Annotated in this window: 16 protein-coding genes; 11 read left to right on the top strand and 5 right to left on the bottom strand. The window is 68.0% G+C overall.

Features of this window, described 5'->3' with window-relative positions; translation table 11 throughout:
• Positions 1 to 62 precede the first annotated feature (62 nt).
• On the bottom strand, positions 63 to 731 hold the full coding sequence (locus tag PIB44_RS13485; RefSeq protein ID WP_278069752.1) for a DsbA family oxidoreductase: 669 nt from the start codon (positions 729 to 731) through the stop codon (positions 63 to 65).
• A 104-nt stretch (positions 732 to 835) separates the two neighbouring features.
• Between PIB44_RS13485 and PIB44_RS13480 the strand changes: the two genes are divergently transcribed.
• Together PIB44_RS13480 and PIB44_RS13475 are read left to right on the top strand one after the other, a co-directional pair.
• Positions 836 to 1,621 carry an RNA methyltransferase gene (locus PIB44_RS13480; RefSeq protein WP_278069751.1) on the top strand — a complete coding sequence of 262 codons (786 nt, stop codon included), beginning with the start codon at positions 836 to 838 and terminating at the stop codon, positions 1,619 to 1,621.
• On the top strand, positions 1,618 to 1,941 hold the full coding sequence (locus PIB44_RS13475; RefSeq protein ID WP_025976865.1) for a YnfA family protein: 324 nt from the start codon (positions 1,618 to 1,620) through the stop codon (positions 1,939 to 1,941). Before PIB44_RS13480 ends, PIB44_RS13475 begins: the two co-directional genes overlap by 4 nt.
• A gap of 134 nt (positions 1,942 to 2,075) precedes the next feature.
• On the opposite strand, the gene PIB44_RS13470 is transcribed toward PIB44_RS13475, so the two are convergent.
• Together PIB44_RS13470 and PIB44_RS13465 are read right to left on the bottom strand one after the other, a co-directional pair.
• A complete protein-coding gene (locus PIB44_RS13470) occupies positions 2,076 to 2,777 on the bottom strand; it encodes an NAD-dependent deacylase (protein ID WP_278069750.1) in 702 nt (233 codons plus the stop codon).
• On the bottom strand, positions 2,774 to 3,658 hold the full coding sequence (locus PIB44_RS13465) for a LysR family transcriptional regulator (protein ID WP_278069749.1): 885 nt from the start codon (positions 3,656 to 3,658) through the stop codon (positions 2,774 to 2,776). The genes PIB44_RS13470 and PIB44_RS13465 overlap by 4 nt, the downstream gene beginning before the upstream one ends.
• A 173-nt stretch (positions 3,659 to 3,831) precedes the next feature.
• Here PIB44_RS13465 and PIB44_RS13460 point away from each other — a divergent pair, with 173 nt between their 5' ends.
• From PIB44_RS13460 to PIB44_RS13430, 7 genes are all read left to right on the top strand, one after another.
• Positions 3,832 to 4,938, top strand: coding sequence for an S-(hydroxymethyl)glutathione dehydrogenase/class III alcohol dehydrogenase (locus PIB44_RS13460; protein ID WP_278069748.1), 1,107 nt, complete (start codon positions 3,832 to 3,834; stop codon positions 4,936 to 4,938).
• An 81-nt stretch (positions 4,939 to 5,019) separates the two neighbouring features.
• Entirely contained in the window at positions 5,020 to 5,406 is a 387-nt protein-coding gene (locus PIB44_RS13455; RefSeq protein WP_278069747.1) for a VOC family protein, read from the top strand.
• Between the two features lie 11 nt (positions 5,407 to 5,417).
• A complete protein-coding gene (locus tag PIB44_RS13450) occupies positions 5,418 to 5,975 on the top strand; it encodes a hypothetical protein (RefSeq protein ID WP_278069746.1) in 558 nt (185 codons plus the stop codon).
• Positions 5,976 to 5,993: 18 nt separating this feature from the next.
• Positions 5,994 to 6,842, top strand: coding sequence for an S-formylglutathione hydrolase (gene fghA / locus PIB44_RS13445; protein ID WP_278069745.1), 849 nt, complete (start codon positions 5,994 to 5,996; stop codon positions 6,840 to 6,842).
• Between the two features lie 5 nt (positions 6,843 to 6,847).
• The gene (locus tag PIB44_RS13440) at positions 6,848 to 7,075 is read left to right on the top strand and encodes a hypothetical protein (RefSeq protein ID WP_025977973.1); all 228 of its coding nucleotides are present in this window, start codon (positions 6,848 to 6,850) and stop codon (positions 7,073 to 7,075) included.
• Between the two features lie 113 nt (positions 7,076 to 7,188).
• Complete coding sequence (locus PIB44_RS13435) at positions 7,189 to 9,012, top strand: DUF885 domain-containing protein (protein WP_278069744.1); 1,824 nt, start codon at positions 7,189 to 7,191, stop codon at positions 9,010 to 9,012.
• Positions 9,013 to 9,107: 95 nt separating this feature from the next.
• The gene (locus PIB44_RS13430) at positions 9,108 to 10,907 is read left to right on the top strand and encodes a DUF885 domain-containing protein (protein WP_278069743.1); all 1,800 of its coding nucleotides are present in this window, start codon (positions 9,108 to 9,110) and stop codon (positions 10,905 to 10,907) included.
• A gap of 84 nt (positions 10,908 to 10,991) precedes the next feature.
• Here the strand turns inward: PIB44_RS13430 and PIB44_RS13425 are convergent, their stop codons facing one another.
• Both PIB44_RS13425 and PIB44_RS13420 read right to left on the bottom strand, forming a co-directional pair.
• On the bottom strand, positions 10,992 to 11,555 hold the full coding sequence (locus PIB44_RS13425; protein WP_082891397.1) for a DUF4189 domain-containing protein: 564 nt from the start codon (positions 11,553 to 11,555) through the stop codon (positions 10,992 to 10,994).
• A gap of 3 nt (positions 11,556 to 11,558) precedes the next feature.
• Complete coding sequence (locus tag PIB44_RS13420) at positions 11,559 to 12,692, bottom strand: DUF1176 domain-containing protein (RefSeq protein WP_278069742.1); 1,134 nt, start codon at positions 12,690 to 12,692, stop codon at positions 11,559 to 11,561.
• 194 nt (positions 12,693 to 12,886) lie between these two features.
• Between PIB44_RS13420 and PIB44_RS13415 the strand changes: the two genes are divergently transcribed.
• Together PIB44_RS13415 and PIB44_RS13410 are read left to right on the top strand one after the other, a co-directional pair.
• Positions 12,887 to 14,107 (top strand): NADP-dependent isocitrate dehydrogenase, encoded by a 1,221-nt coding sequence (locus PIB44_RS13415; protein WP_278069741.1) that lies wholly within the window; start codon positions 12,887 to 12,889, stop codon positions 14,105 to 14,107.
• 362 nt (positions 14,108 to 14,469) lie between these two features.
• Positions 14,470 to 15,021, top strand: coding sequence for a DUF2939 domain-containing protein (locus PIB44_RS13410; RefSeq protein ID WP_278069740.1), 552 nt, complete (start codon positions 14,470 to 14,472; stop codon positions 15,019 to 15,021).
• Positions 15,022 to 15,059 lie beyond the last annotated feature (38 nt).

Below are 15,059 nucleotides of genomic sequence, written 5' to 3'. Positions count from 1 at the left end.
CGCTCGCACCCCTCATCCGTCCGGCTTCGCCGTCTACCTTCTCCCACAAGGGGAGAAGGGCTTTAGCGTTTGCCCGCGATCTCGCGCAGGGCGTTGACGAACACCTGCGTCGGCTGGCCGCCGGAGATCAGGTATTTGTCCTCCACCACCACGGCGGGGACGGAAGTGATGCCCCGCGCGCGCCACAGGGCCTGCGCCGTGCGGACCTCCTGCATATAGCGGCCGGACGCCAGCACCTCGGCCGCCTCGGCGCGGTCCAGCCCGGCGGCCTCGGCGGCCTCGGTCAGGACGCCGGCGTCCGAGACGTTGAGGCCCTTGGTGAAGTGGACGCCGAACAGGGCGTGCTTCAGCGCCGCCTGCTTGTCCGGCGCGGTCAGACCGGCCCAGTGCAGCAGGCGGTGGGCGTCGAAGGTGTTCCACATGCGGCTGTCGTCGCGGAAGTTCATCTCGACCCCGACCTCGGCGGCGCGGGCGGTGATGGCGGCGCGGTTGGCGGCCGACTGTTCGGGGGTGGAGCCGTATTTGCGGGCCAGGTGCTCGCCCATGTTCTCGCCCTCGGGGGCGATGTCGGGGTTCAGCTCGAACGGCTGGAAGGCGATGTCGGCGGCGATCCCTTCGCCTTCCAGACGCTCCAAAGCCTGTTCGAGTCCGCCGAGCCCCACGGCGCACCACGGGCACATGACGTCGGAGACGAAGTCGATCTTCAGCGGCTTGGAGGCGGGCGCGGTCATGGCGGCGGCTTTCGGAAACAGAAGGTGTTGCCGAGGATATGGGTGCGGCGAAGAAGGAGGCAAGCGCGCTTCTCGCGCCGGGGCAGAAGGATTACACAGCGCCCATGAGCGAACTCACCCCTCCCGTCGTCGTCCTCGACAAGTCCCAGATGGCCGACAATATCGGCGCGGTCGCCCGCGTCATGGCCAATTTCGGCCTGTCCGAGCTGCGGCTGGTCAGCCCGCGCGACGGCTGGCCCCAGGAGCGCGCCTGGGCCACGGCGTCCGGCGCCGACTGGGTGCTGGACGGGGTCAAGGTGTTCGACAGCGTGGCCGAGGCGGTGGCCGATCTGCACACCGTCTTCGCCACCACCGCCCGCCCGCGCGAGACGCGCCAGCCGGTGCGCACCCCGCGCGAGAGCGCCCGCCTTCTGTATGACGACACGGCCTCGGGGCTGAAGACCGGCCTGCTGTTCGGCGGCGAGCGGGCGGGGCTAGAGACGGGCGACATCGCCCTGTGCGCCGGGATCACCACCATTCCGATCGACCCGAAGCACCATTCGCTGAACCTGGCGCAGGCGGTGGCGATCAACGCCTATGAGTGGCGCACCCTGATCCTGGACGCCCCGCCGCCGCGTTTCCGCGAGGGCGAGCCGCCCGCGTCGAACGACCTGCTGCTAGGCATGTACGAACATCTGGAGGCGGAGCTGGACAACGGCGGCTTCTTCTATCCGCCCGAGAAGAAGCGCTCGATGAGCCAGAACCTGCGCGTCATGCTGGGCCGCGCCGCCTTCACCGAACAGGAAGTCGCCACCATGCGCGGCGCCATCCACGCCCTGGCCAAGGGCCGCGGCCGGGTGCTGGCCAAGCTGGCGGCCGAGCGGGCTGAGGCGGCGAAGAAGGGGGAGTGAAACTCGCCCTCGTCTATCCCCTCGCGGCCCTGGCCGAGATCGGCGGCTGCTTCGCCTTCTGGGCCTGGCTGAAGCTGGATCGTTCGCCGTGGTGGCTGGCGCCGGGCGTGCTCAGCCTGATCGCCTTTGCGTGGCTGCTGACGCTGGTCCCGGCCGAGGCGGCGGGGCGGGCGTTCGCGGCTTATGGCGGGGTCTATATCGTCGCCTCGCTGGCGTGGATGGCGCTGGTCGAGAAGACGACGCCGGACCGCTGGGACCTCATCGGCGGCGCGGTCTGCCTGATCGGCGCCGCGATCATCCTGTTCGGGCCGAGGGGGTAGTGTTCTCTTATCCGCCGTCATCCTCGGGCTTGACCCGAGGATCGGGTTGCCCGCCTGCGGCCGGTTGGAAAGCATGAGCGCACCGCTTCCCTTGATCCTCGGGTCAAGCCCGAGGATGACGGCGAGGGGGAGCCTTACAGCGTCTCGAAGAACGCGGGCACGGTCTCGCTGGCGGGGCCATAGACGCCCTCGTCGAACAGGCGCGCGCCCTGCGTCGGTTCCAGATTGATCTCCACCGTCCGTGCTCCAGCCATGCGCGCCAGCTGGACGAAGCCCGCCGCCGGATAGACCGCGCCCGAGGTGCCGATGGAGACGAACAGGTCGCAAGCGGACAGCGCCCGCTCGATCCGCTCCATCTCCAGCGGAATCTCGCCGAACCAGACGATGTGCGGGCGCAAACGACCGCGCGGGTGATGGGGCGAGGGGTGGGCGGGCGCCAGGTCGCCGTCCCAGTCGCAGACCACGCCCGAGGCGGTGCAGCGCGCCTTCTTCAGCTCGCCGTGCATGTGGATCAGCTCGAAGCCTGCGGCGGGCGGCGTCTGCGCGTGCGCCCGGTCGTGCAGGTCGTCGACATTCTGGGTCACCAGCAGGAAGTCGCCCGCCCACCGTGCCGCGAGATCAGCCAACGCCCGGTGCGCGGCGTTGGGGTGGACGCTCCCCAACTGGCGGCGGCGCTGGTTGTAGAAGTCTTGCACCAAGGCCGGGTTCGCCGCGAAGCCCTCGGGCGTCGCCACCGCCTCGACGCGATGCCCCTCCCACAGACCGTCCGAGGCGCGGAAGGTCGGCACGCCGCTCTCGGCCGAGACGCCGGCGCCGGTCAGGACGACAAGGTTCATGCGGGGCTCCTCTGGGCGAGACTTTCGTGCAGCCAGTCGATCATGGCTCGGACCTTGGGCGGGACGTGGCGGGGGTGTGGGTGGACGGCCCAGACGCCTTCGTCGGGCGGGCGGGCCCCATCCAGCAGGGAGACGAGGGCGCCGCTGGCCAAGGCCTCGGCGACGTAGAAGTCGGGCAGCTGGCACAGGCCGAGGCCCTGCAGGGCCGCGTCCAGCACCGCCGCGCCGGAGTTGCAGCGCCAGCGGCCGGTGGGGCGAAGGCTGACCTCGCGCCCCGCCTCCGTGAAGCGCCAGTGCTCGGCCGAGCCGATCAGGCCGTCGTGGCTAGCGATCTCGGACAGGTCGCGCGGGGCGCCGCGCCGGGCCAGATAGTCGGGGCTGGCGCACAGGATCAGCCGCCGCGACGCCAGCCGTCGCGCCATCAGGCGGGAGTCGGTCAGGTGGCCGAAGCGCACCGCCAGATCATAGCCGTCGCCGACCAGGTCTCTGAGACGATTGTCGAGGTCCAGCTCGATGCGCAGTTCCGGGTTCTGGCGTGCGAAGGCGTTGACGGCGGGGGCGATGAAGCGCTCGCCATAGGAGACGGAGCAGGTCATCCGCAGCAGGCCGCGCGGGGCCTGATCGTCGGGCTGGACGGCGGCCAGGGCCTCGTCGCGTTCGTCGATCAGGCGGCGGCAGCGGGCCAGGAAGTCGCGCCCCGCGTCGGTCAGCTCGACCCGGCGGGTGGTGCGGTGGAGCAGGCGGGTCTGCAGCCGATCCTCCAGCCGCGCGATCTCGCGGCTGACGGCCGAGGTCGACAGGCTAAGGCGCCGGGCGGCGGCCGAAAAGCTGGCCTGTTCGGCGACAGCGGTGAATTCGTCGATCCCGTCCCAGCGGCTCATGGGGACGTTCGATCATGATTGTTGCAGTAGGGCAATAATGTTTTGCGGTTGTCGCCATATCCGCCCCGCCGCGACGGGCGTAGAACAGACGCAAATCACTACTCAAGCCTTCTGTCCCTCAAGCAGCGAGCCGCCGTGCGGCGAGCGTTAGGGACCTCCCAAGGATCAAGATCATGAAAACCCGCGCCGCCGTCGCCTTCGAAGCCAAACGCCCGCTTGAGATCGTCGAGGTCGATCTGGAGGGGCCGCGCGCCGGCGAGGTGCTGGTCGAGATCAAGGCGACCGGGGTGTGCCACACCGACGCCTATACGCTGGACGGCCTGGATTCCGAGGGCATCTTCCCGTCGATCCTCGGCCACGAGGGCGCGGGCGTGGTGGTGGAGGTGGGCGCAGGCGTGACCTCGGTCGAGGTCGGCGACCACGTCATCCCGCTGTACACGCCGGAATGCCGCCAGTGTAAGTCGTGCCTGTCGCGCAAGACCAACCTGTGCACCTCGATCCGCGCGACCCAGGGCAAGGGCCTCATGCCCGACGGCACCTCGCGCTTCAGCTACAAGGGCCAGGCGATCGCCCACTACATGGGCTGCTCGACCTTCTCGAACTATACGGTGCTGCCCGAGATCGCCCTGGCCAAGATCCGCAAGGACGCCCCGTTCGATAAGGCCTGCTACGTCGGCTGCGGCGTGACCACGGGCGTGGGCGCCGTGACCAACACCGCCAAGGTGACGCCGGGCTCCAACTGCGTGGTCTTCGGCCTGGGCGGCATCGGCCTGAACGTCATCCAGGGTCTCAAGATGGTCGGCGCCGACAAGATCATCGGCGTGGACATCAACGACGACAAGGAAGAGTGGGGCCGTCGCTTCGGCATGACGGACTTCATCAATCCGAAGAACGTCTCCGACGTGGTGGCCGAGGTGGTGCGCCTGACCGACGGCGGCGCCGACTACACCTTCGACTGCACCGGCAACACCGACGTCATGCGCCAGGCGCTGGAATCCTGCCACCGCGGCTGGGGCGAGAGCATCATCATCGGCGTGGCCGAGGCGGGCAAGGAGATCGCGACGCGTCCGTTCCAGCTGGTCACCGGCCGCGTCTGGAAGGGCTCGGCCTTCGGCGGCGCGCGCGGCCGCACCGACACGCCCAAGATCGTCGACTGGTACATGGACGGCAAGATCGAGATCGACCCGATGATCACCCACACCTTCGCCCTGGAAGACATCAACAAGGCCTTCGACCTGATGCACGAAGGCAAGAGCATCCGTTCGGTCATCGTCTTCTAAAAGAGCGTTGCCAAACGAAACTAAGGCCGCCTAGCTTGCGGCTCCCGGTCAGCCGGCCGGGAGCACAATCGGGAGAAGACTATGTTCACGCACGTCACCCTGGGGGCCAACGATCTCGAGGCTTCGCACAAGTTCTATGACGCCGTGATGGGCGCCTTGGGCCACCCGCCGGGCACGCTGAGCGAAGCGCCGATGCCGGGCGTCTGGTATATGACGCCGCGCGGAATGCTGGGCGTGGTCAAGCCGCGCGACGGTCAGGCGGCCTGTCACGCCAACGGCGGCACCATCGGCTTTGCGGCGGCCAGTCCCGAGGCGGTCGTCGCCTTCGCCGAGGCCGGAGTGGCGGCGGGCGGCGTGGCGATCGAGGATCCGGCCGGCCCGCGCAACAGCCCCTTCGGCGTGCTGCACCTGGCCTATCTGCGCGATCCGGCGGGCAACAAGATCTGCGCCGTTCACCGGCCGGGCTGAGGGCTGAAGCGATGACGACCAGGGCGGCTATCGTGTCGATCATGAGCGTTGCGGCGGTCGCGGCGCTGGCCGCCTGCACGCCGCGCGAGGGCGAGACGCCGCCCCCGGCCGAAGCGTCCGCGCCGGCCTGGGTCCGCAAGCAGGTGGTGCTCTATCTGCCCGACCGCCTGATGAAGGCGCGGATCGAGGTTTCCGACCTTTCGCCCTATCTTCTGCGCGTAGAGGAGGCGGTCAGCGCCGCCGCCACGGCCCAGCCGACGCAAACGGGCGCCTCGGGCATGATGCTGCTGATGGTCAAACCGGGCGAACGCTCCAGGGCCTGGGTCGTCACCGGCGAGCCGCCGATGCAGCCGGAGGTCGTCGCGGCCCTGACCGCCGCGGCCGAGGCCGTGAAGGCGCCGCCCGTGCGCCAAGGGCCGATCCTGGTGGGTCTGCAGTTCGACGCCTGGGGCGGCGGCGCCCCGCCCGAAGGCGCGGTCGCCCCGATCCCGCGCGACTGGTACGCGCATTTCTCCGAGGACGGCGGCGTCCTCGACGACGACTTCATGGCCAAGGTCTGGCCGGACTGATCTTCAGGAGTAGAGCTTATGGAAACGGTCAAGAGCCACGTCGTTCACGGCGGGACGCTGCGCTATCTGAAGCACGACAGCGCGACGACGGGCACGCCCATGACGCTGTCGGTCTTTGTGCCTGCTGGCGAGGGGCCGTTCCCGGTCCTGATCTGGCTGTCGGGGCTGACCTGCACCGAGGACAACTTCACCACCAAGGCGGGCGCCTATAAGGCCGCCGCCGAACACGGCGTCATCATCGTCGCGCCCGACACTTCGCCGCGCGGCGAAGGCGTGGCCGACGACGCCGCCTATGACCTGGGGCAGGGCGCGGGCTTCTATGTCGATGCGACGCAAGCGCCGTGGGCGCCGCATTTCCGCATGGAAAGCTATGTCACGGGCGAGCTGATCGAGCTGATCGACGCCCAGTTCCCGACGACGAAGACGCGCTCGATCTTCGGCCATTCGATGGGCGGGCACGGGGCGCTGACGCTGGCGCTGCGTCATCCGGAACTGTTCAAGTCGGTCTCGGCCTTTGCGCCGATCTCGTCACCGACGCGCTGTCCCTGGGGCGAGAAGGCCTTTACCGCCTATCTGGGCGAGGATCGGACGCAATGGGCCAAGCATGACGCGGCCCTGCTGATCGAGGGCGGGGCGGCCCAAGATGCAGATGGAAACCGCGTGTTCGACGACATTCTGGTGGATCAGGGCGACGCCGATTCCTTCCTGACCGATCAGCTGAAGCCGGAACTGCTGACGGCGGCGGCGCAAAAGGCCGGTCAGGGGCTGACCCTGCGGATGCAGCCGGGCTATGACCATTCCTACTTCTTCATGGCCAGCTTCGTGGACGACCATGTGGCCTTCCACGCCAAGCGGCTGAAAGCCTGAGTAAAATGACCGACGCCGCCCCCGATTTCGATTCCATGTTCGCCGACCTGTGCAACCAGGTCGGCTTCTGCCTGCATGAGAAGGGACAGAAGAAGGTTATCGCCGCCCTGCCCAAGGGGCTGGACGCCGCCGTGCGCGCCGTCTTCGCCGCCGAGGGCGTGGACGAGCCGAACGCGCCGGGCGACCTGAAGCGCGCCGTGCGCGACTGCATCAAGGCCCACGTGACGCGCTGAGCGCGCTTTTGCACGACGAATGACGCAGACTTAACCCGCAAGGCGACGATCAAGCCTTGCGGGCGGCCATCGCTTCGCTAGCATCCCGGCCCATCGCTTTTGGGAGGAAGCTCATGATGGATCGCCGCCGCCTGTTGATGTCGGTCGCCGCGGGGGGAGCGCTGGCCGCGATCGGACCCGTGCGCGCCCTTGCCCATGGCGCTGCGGCGCAGACCGCTTCGGCCGACTTCAACGCCCTGATGGACCGGATCGCGCAGGAGATGCTGCTGAGCGATCCGGAAGCCCTGACCATGCTCGGCATGGACCGGGGGCCGATGGCCGACGCCCGCTTCAAGCTGAGCGACCGCAGCCAGGCCAAGGTCGAGGCCGACAAGGTCAAGTTCGTCGCCGCCATGAAGGACATGGCGGCCATCGACCGCAACGCCCTGCCGGCCAAGGAGCAGATCTATCACGACTCCCTGACCTTCTTCGGCGAGACGGTGATGGAAGGCTACGCCTTCCCCTATGGCGGCGGCATGTATCCCTCGCCCTATACGATCAGCCAGTTGGGCGGGTCCTATCAGCAGATCCCCGACTTCCTCGACAGCCAGCACCGCATCGAGGCGGCGGATGACGCCGAGGCCTATCTGTCGCGCCTGTCGGACTTCGCCCGCAGCCTGGACGACGAACGCGAGCGCATGCAGATCGACTACGCCGCCGGGGCCGTGCCGCCGGACTTCGTCATCGACCGCACCCTGACGCAGATGGACGCCATCACCGGCACGGCCGTGGCCGACTCGGTCATGAGCCAGTCGATCGCGCGCCGTACGGCCGAGAAGAACATCCCCGGCGACTGGGCCGCACGGGCGCAGACGATCCTGACGCGAGAGGTCTATCCGGCCATCCAACGCCAGGCCGACGCCCTGAAGGCGGTGCGCGCGGGCGCGACGCACGACGGCGGCGTGTGGCGTCTGCCGGACGGCGAGGCCTACTATCGTTATGGGCTGAAGAACTACACCACTTCCTCGATGACGCCGGACGAGGTGCATCAGATGGGGCTGGACCAGGTGGCCGAGATCTCGGCCCGCGCCGACGGCCTGTTGAAGGCGCAAGGGTTGACGCAAGGCACGGTCGGCCAGCGCATCGCCGCCCTCGGCAAGGATCCGCGCTTCGTCTATCCGAACACGGACGAGGCCAAGGAAGAGCTGCTGAAGGAGTTGAACGTCCAGATGGCGGCCATGCAGGCCCGCATGCCGGACTATTTCGGCCGCCTGCCCAAGTCGCCCTGCGACATCCGTCGCGTGCCCAAGGCCATCGAGGCCGGGGCGCCGGGCGGCTACTACATGGCGCCGGCCCTGGATGGCTCGCGGCCGGGCGCCTACTACATCAATCTGCGCGACACGGCGGAGTGGCCCAAGTGGACACTGCCGACCCTGACCTATCACGAGGCCGTGCCGGGCCATCACTTCCAGATCGCCCTGCAGATGGAGCAGCCGGACACCCCGCTGCTGATGAAGGTCATGGGCTTCTCGGCCTATTCCGAGGGCTGGGGCCTGTATTCGGAGCAGTTGGCGGACGAGATCGGCGCCTATGAGAACGATCCTTTTGGCCAGATCGGCTACCTGCAATCCTTGATGTTCCGCGCCGCGCGTCTGGTCGTGGACTCGGGTCTGCACCACAAGCGCTGGAGCCGCGAACAGGGCATCCGCTACATGGTCGATACGCTGGGCGATCAGGAATCCAGCATCGCCACCGAGGTCGAGCGCTACTGCGTCTGGCCGGGGCAGGCCTCCAGCTACAAGGTCGGCCACACCACCTGGGTCAAGCTGCGCGAAGACGCCAAACGGCGCCTGGGACCGCGCTTCGACATCAAGGGCTTCCATGACACGGGGCTGGCTCTGGGCGGCGTGCCGCTGACGGTGCTGGAGCGGACCATGAACGCCTGGACCCCGGTCTGACGGCGACCGGATTTCGGGACGCGCCGGTCCTTCATTGAGCGTGAGTGTGGAGCAACGCCCGGCGCGGCGCGGCTTCTTTTGGGGGGAGTACCTGAATGATCAATCGCCGCAATCTCTTGCTGAGCGCCGCTGCGACCGCCGTCGCAGCGCCCATGCTGGCCCAGTGCGCCGCCGCCGCCGCCAGCGACGCCGACGCGCGCCTGAACGCCCTGCTGGACGGCTGGTTCGAGGCCGACATCGACGAGGCGCCCGAGCGCGCCACCAACCTGGGTCTGGACAAGGACGCCCGCGCGGGCCTGTCGTCCAAGCTCAGCGAGGCCGGCCCGGACGCCATCCGCAAGGATCGCGAAAAGGCGATCAAACGCTGGGACGAGCTGAAGGCGTTTGACCAGAAGGGCCTGTCCGAGGCCGGGGCGCTGAACTACGCCATCGCCGCCTTCGGGCGCGAGACGTCGGCTCAGACGGCGCGCTTCGACTATGGCGCGGGGCCGGGCCGCCCGTCGCCTTATGTCGTGACCCAGCTGTCGGGCGCCTATTTCTCGACGCCCGACTTCATGGACAACCAGCACCGCATCGAGGACGCGGCCGGCGCCGACGCCTTCCTGTCGCGGCTGGAGGCCTTTGCGGGCGTGCTGGACGGCGAGACGGACAAGATCAAGGAAGACGCCGGTCTGGGCGTGATCGCGCCGGACTTCATCATCGACCGGATGCTGCCGCAGATCCGCACCCTGCGCGACACGCCCGCCGCCGACATGGCCATGATCCAGTCGCTGGTCCGCAAGGCCGGGGCGCTGAACCTGTCGGGCTATGACGCGCGCGCCGCCGCCCTGGTGGACGAGAAGGTCAAACCGGCCCTGGCCCGCCAGATCGAGGCGCTGGAGGCGGTTCGGCCGAAGGCCGTGCACGACGCGGGCGTGTGGCGCCTGCCGGACGGCGAGGCCTTCTACGCCGCCGGGCTGAAGTCGAACACGACGACAACCCTCTCGGCCAAGGAAATCCACGCTATGGGCGTCGAACAGGTTGCCGAGATCACCGCCGAGATCGACGCCATCCTGAAGTCTCAGGGCATGACCCAGGGCACGGTCGGCGAGCGGGTTCAGGCGCTGAACAAGGACCCGGCCCAGCTGTTCCCCAACACCGACGCGGGCAAGGAAGACCTGCTGAAGTGGCTGAACGAACAGGTCGCGGCGCTTGAACCGAAACTGCCCGCCGTCTTCGGCCGCCTGCCCAAGACCCACGTCGAGGTGCGCCGCGTGCCGGTGTCGATCCAGTCGGGCGCGCCGGGCGGATATTATCAGGGGCCGCCGCTGGATGGCTCGCGCCCGGGCGCCTACTACATCAACCTGCGCGACAGCGGGAACTGGCCGAAGTTCGCCCTGCCGACCCTGACCTATCACGAGGCCTCGCCGGGTCACCACCTGCAGGTGGCGCTGCAACGCGAGTCGGGGGAGCTGCCGCAATGGCGCCGCGCGGGCGGCTTCTCGGCCTTCAACGAGGGCTGGGCGCTGTACGCCGAGGCGGTGGCCGCCAACGATCTGGACGCCTATGCGACCGATCCGCTGGGTCGCGTCGGCTTCCTGATGTCCTATCTGTTCCGCGCGGTGCGTCTGGTGGTCGACACCGGCATCCACTCCGAGCGCTGGAGCCGTGAACGGGCGGTCGAATACATGGCGGCCTCCGGGGCCAAGCCGCTGGACGCCTCGAACAGCGAGATCAACCGCTACTGCGTCTGGCCGGGCCAGGCCTGCGCCTACAAGGTCGGTCACACCGTCATCGCCCGCCTGCGCGAGGAAGCCCAAGCCAAGGACGGCTTCGACCTGCGCGCCTTCCACGACAAGGTGCTGGGCGACGGCTCCATGCCGCTGGCGGTGCTGGAAGGACGGATGCGCGGCTAACCGCCTTCCAGAAACAAGAAGGGCCGGAGGATTATCCTCCGGCCCTTTTTCCTGACCTGCCATCGGGTGGCGTCGGCCGCCTTGTCAGTAACGCGTCACGCGGGTGGATCGCGAGGTGCAGACGGCGTCATGGGCCATTGCGCAATCGGATCCGCCGTTGGCCTGGCACTGGCTGATGGCGTCGGCGCGGGCCGAGCGGGCGTTGCGCGCAGGCGTTGAGAAATAGCGGGTCACGCCGTCGACCTGACCCGAAGCCACGGCCGAGCAGGCGTTGCGCCAGGAGGCCACCGGCGCACAGTTGGCGTCGGGTTCGGTCGGCGCGCGCATGCTGACGCCCCAGGCATGGTCGGGCTGCTCGCATTTCCTCATGGCGTTGAACATGGCGGCGTCGATGTTGCGGCCCTGCAGGACATAGGCATAGACCGCGCCCGTGTCGGTGTTGAACGCAAAGGCCCCCAGACCCTCGACACGTTCACGATAGCCCATGGTGCTCGTGTCCACGCCCTGCGGGGCGTCTGGCGCGCAGGTCGCCGCACCGGCCGCCGTGCCGACGGGGCATTGTGTCTGGGCTGAGGCCTTGCCGGAGGGCAGTCCCGCCATCAGCAGAAAGCCCACGGCCATAGCGCCTGAAAGTGCAATGAATTTCATGACTTAATCCTTGGTTGCGCGCCAAGTGGATGGCCACAGGTCCTGAGGCATGGCGGTGCAGGTCGGCATCGACTTCTCCTCCAGCAGGGCGAAGCGTTCGCCGGTCCAGCCCCAGACTCCCATGTGGCCGCAGTCGCCTAGGCCGCGTCCCTTGGCGAAGGCGAACAGGGTGCGGGTTTTGGGATCATAACGGCTGTTGACCAGGGTCTGCTCGCTGCCCGCGGCCGTGGGGAAGGCGACCGGCTGAGGCGCGTTCCCGTCTGCCGTCGTGAGGAAATAGGCCTGGCTGAAGTTATAGGCGCCCTCGCCGCACGGCACGCTCCACAGCAGCTTGTCAGCGGCCAGGCGAGCGACCTCGACCTCCGCCTCGAAGCGCTCGCCCCGGCGGGTTTCGGCCAGGCATTCCTTGACCCTGGCATGGGCCAGCAGCGCCGGCGACAGGTCATCTTGAGGCAGGCCGTTCTGGGGAACGGCGGCGGCCAGGGTCACGCGCGGCGCGACGAGGGCCGCCGGCACGCTGGACGCGGGCTGGTCGCCGCGCCGGATCAGCGCCGTGGGCGTGCTCAATCGTCCCTGACGTTCGTCGATCCACAGGAAGGCGGCGGCGGCCCCGCCCAGGCTGACCTTCATCTTCTCGTCGCCGCGCCTCAGCGCCATGAAAGAGCCATTGCCCAGATCATGCAGAAGCTGGGCCGACGGCGTCTGGAAGGCGATGACGTCGCCCTCCTCATCCATCTTGGAATTCTTGCCGGCATAGCGGCGGCCGTCGATCTCGGCGTAGACGTCGCCTTGTCCGTCCTCCAGCCCCCAGCCGCCCATATGGACGACGGGCCGCGCCTGAGGGCCCGGCGCCAGGGAGACCATGACGAAGCCCATGTTTTCCTCGGCCGATCCGAAGGCGACGCAGTGATTGGTGTTGTCGCATGTCGCTGTCCAGTCGCGGAATTCGCGCGTCGCGCTGGGCGGATGGGCGCCGCCCAGTATGGCGGGCGCAGCGACGGCGGCCTCGGAGGTCGGCTGAGCCGTCGGCGCCTCTGGCGGGGCGGCGGCCTCCTGTCCCTTGCAAGCGGCCAGCGCCAGAGGAAGCGCCAGAGGGACCAGGGCGACGGCGGCGGCGAACCGGAGGCGAGGCGTCATCAGGGATTCCATGCGGTTTTGACCGATCGGCGGCGTCAAGCGTAGCCGTGAAGAAGCCAAGCGGCCAAGCCGTCGTTTCGTTCCGGCCCGCCGTTCAGGCCGTGCGGCTCTCGTCCCCTTTGCGCCCGCGCGCGGGGGTCGCTATATCCCCTGCACCGAATTCCTTCCCTGATTTGAGAGACAGAGGCGTAAGCATGGCCAAGATCAAGGTCGCCAATCCCATCGTGGACATCGACGGCGACGAAATGACCCGGATCATCTGGCAGATGATCAAGGACAAGCTGGTCTTCCCATACCTGGACCTCGAACTCGACTATTACGATCTCGGCATGGAAAGCCGTGACGCCACCGACGATCAGATCACGATCGACGCGGCCCACGCCATCCAGAAGCACGGCGTCGGCGTGAAGTGCGCCACCATCACTCCGGACGAGGCGCGCGTCGCCGAATTCGGCCTGAAGAAGATGTGGAAGTCGCCGAACGGCACCATCCGCAACATCCTGGGCGGCGTCGTCTTCCGCGAGCCGATCATCTGCTCGAACGTGCCGCGTCTGGTGCCGGGCTGGACCCAGCCGATCGTCGTCGGCCGTCACGCCTTCGGCGACCAGTACAAGGCCACCGACTTCCTGATGCCGGGGCCGGGCACCCTGACCATCAAGTTCGTCGGCGACGACGGCGAAGTGATCGAGCACGAGGTCTACAAGTCGCCGGGCGCCGGCGTCGCCATGGGCATGTACAACCTGGACGCCTCGATCCGCGAGTTCGCCCACGCCTCCTTCGCCTATGGCCTGCAGCGCAACTATCCGGTCTATCTGTCGACCAAGAACACCATCCTCAAAGCCTACGACGGCCGCTTCAAGGACATCTTCCAGGAAGTGTTCGACGCCGACTACGCCGAGGAATTCAAGAAGCGCGGCCTGACCTATGAGCACCGCCTGATCGACGACATGGTCGCGGCTGCGATCAAGTGGTCGGGCGGCTTCGTCTGGGCGTGCAAGAACTACGACGGCGACGTGCAGTCGGACATCGTCGCCCAGGGCTTCGGCTCGCTGGGCCTGATGACGTCGGTGCTGATGACGCCGGACGGCAAGGTCATGGAAACGGAAGCCGCCCACGGCACCGTGACCCGCCACTACCGCCAGCACCAGAAGGGCGAGGCCACCTCGACCAACTCGATCGCCTCGATCTTCGCCTGGACGCGCGGCTTCAAGCACCGCGCCAAGCTGGATGACAACGCCCAATTGGCCGAGTTCGCCGACACGCTGGAGCGCGTGGTCGTCGAGACCGTCGAGTCGGGCTTCATGACCAAGGACCTGGCCCTGCTGGTCGGCGATCAGCAGTCCTGGCTGACGACCGAAGGCTTCCTGGACAAGGTGTCCGAGAACCTGAAGAAGGCCCTGCCGGGCATCGGCTGAGCTTAGCTCGGTATGACATCAAGGCCCGCCGGAGCGATCCGGCGGGCTTTTTTGTTGGTGGCGTCATTCAATCTTCTGCCGTCATCCTCGGGCTTGACCCGAGGATCCAGTGTGGCGGCGCACTCGACCTCGCCCACGTCCAGCACGCGGATGGCTGGATCCTCGGGTCAAGCCCGAGGATGACGGCGCGGGGGTGTCGGGTGCGGCATGTGCAGAGGGGACGGCGAAGACGGCAAGACCGCGGGACGGAGCCGGTGAAAACACGCATTGAACCCGCCTGTGATCCATGTCCCTAATCCGCTTGGGGATTTTGGCGCCGTTTCGTCGTCGTCCCGTCGCGTTCGTAAGGCAGGGGAGGGCCGATGAACCGCAAACTGATCATACGTCTGGGATTGGCGGCGGCGGCCGTGTTCGTGCTCGCCTACGGGGCCTCGCCCCTGCTGGCGGCGCGGTCGCTGATCCAGGCGGCCAAGACCGGCGACGAAAGGGCGTTGGAGCGCCAGGTCGACTTTCCCGCCTTTCGAGCCAGCCTGAAAGACGAGCTGAACGCCCGCATGATGGTCGAGATTCGCAAGGACAAACGCCTCGGCGACAGCGGCCTGTCGGGGCTGGGGATGCTGTTGGCGCCCGCCCTGGTGGGCGGGGCGGTCGACGCCTTAGTCACCCCGCAGGCCATCGCCCTGATGGTGCAGGAGGGCCGCGCGCCGAAGCCGGAGATCAAACGCCCGGAGCCTGCGGAGCCGAAGTCCGAAAACAAGCGCGTGCGCCAGTCGTGGGGCTATCGCGACCTGGACACCTTCGCCGTCACCCTGACCCGCGACGACCAGCCGGACGAGCAGGTCTCCCTGCTGATGAAGCGCCGCAACCTGTTCGGCTGGAAGCTGGCGGCGATCGATCTGGGGGCGCCGGAGTAACGACTTCCCTCTCCCGGCGGGAGAGGGCTTGAGCGCAC

Source organism: Brevundimonas sanguinis (assembly GCF_029636725.1).
GTDB classification, from domain to species: Bacteria; Pseudomonadota; Alphaproteobacteria; order Caulobacterales; family Caulobacteraceae; genus Brevundimonas; species Brevundimonas sanguinis.
This window is presented reverse-complemented; position numbering and strand designations above follow the sequence as displayed.

Bases quoted from the DNA above. Each gene is read 5' to 3' on its own strand.
- PIB44_RS13485 (WP_278069752.1), bottom strand. From the start codon at position 731: ATGACCGCGCCCGCCTCCAAGCCGCTGAAGATCGACTTCGTCTCCGAC.
- PIB44_RS13480 (WP_278069751.1), top strand. From the start codon at position 836: ATGAGCGAACTCACCCCTCCCGTCGTCGTCCTCGACAAGTCCCAGATG.
- PIB44_RS13470 (WP_278069750.1), bottom strand. From the start codon at position 2,777: ATGAACCTTGTCGTCCTGACCGGCGCCGGCGTCTCGGCCGAGAGCGGC.
- PIB44_RS13465 (WP_278069749.1), bottom strand. From the start codon at position 3,658: ATGAGCCGCTGGGACGGGATCGACGAATTCACCGCTGTCGCCGAACAG.
- PIB44_RS13460 (WP_278069748.1), top strand. From the start codon at position 3,832: ATGAAAACCCGCGCCGCCGTCGCCTTCGAAGCCAAACGCCCGCTTGAG.
- PIB44_RS13455 (WP_278069747.1), top strand. From the start codon at position 5,020: ATGTTCACGCACGTCACCCTGGGGGCCAACGATCTCGAGGCTTCGCAC.
- PIB44_RS13450 (WP_278069746.1), top strand. From the start codon at position 5,418: ATGACGACCAGGGCGGCTATCGTGTCGATCATGAGCGTTGCGGCGGTC.
- fghA (WP_278069745.1), top strand. From the start codon at position 5,994: ATGGAAACGGTCAAGAGCCACGTCGTTCACGGCGGGACGCTGCGCTAT.
- PIB44_RS13440 (WP_025977973.1), top strand. From the start codon at position 6,848: ATGACCGACGCCGCCCCCGATTTCGATTCCATGTTCGCCGACCTGTGC.
- PIB44_RS13435 (WP_278069744.1), top strand. From the start codon at position 7,189: ATGATGGATCGCCGCCGCCTGTTGATGTCGGTCGCCGCGGGGGGAGCG.
- PIB44_RS13430 (WP_278069743.1), top strand. From the start codon at position 9,108: ATGATCAATCGCCGCAATCTCTTGCTGAGCGCCGCTGCGACCGCCGTC.
- PIB44_RS13425 (WP_082891397.1), bottom strand. From the start codon at position 11,555: ATGAAATTCATTGCACTTTCAGGCGCTATGGCCGTGGGCTTTCTGCTG.
- PIB44_RS13420 (WP_278069742.1), bottom strand. From the start codon at position 12,692: ATGACGCCTCGCCTCCGGTTCGCCGCCGCCGTCGCCCTGGTCCCTCTG.
- PIB44_RS13415 (WP_278069741.1), top strand. From the start codon at position 12,887: ATGGCCAAGATCAAGGTCGCCAATCCCATCGTGGACATCGACGGCGAC.
- PIB44_RS13410 (WP_278069740.1), top strand. From the start codon at position 14,470: ATGAACCGCAAACTGATCATACGTCTGGGATTGGCGGCGGCGGCCGTG.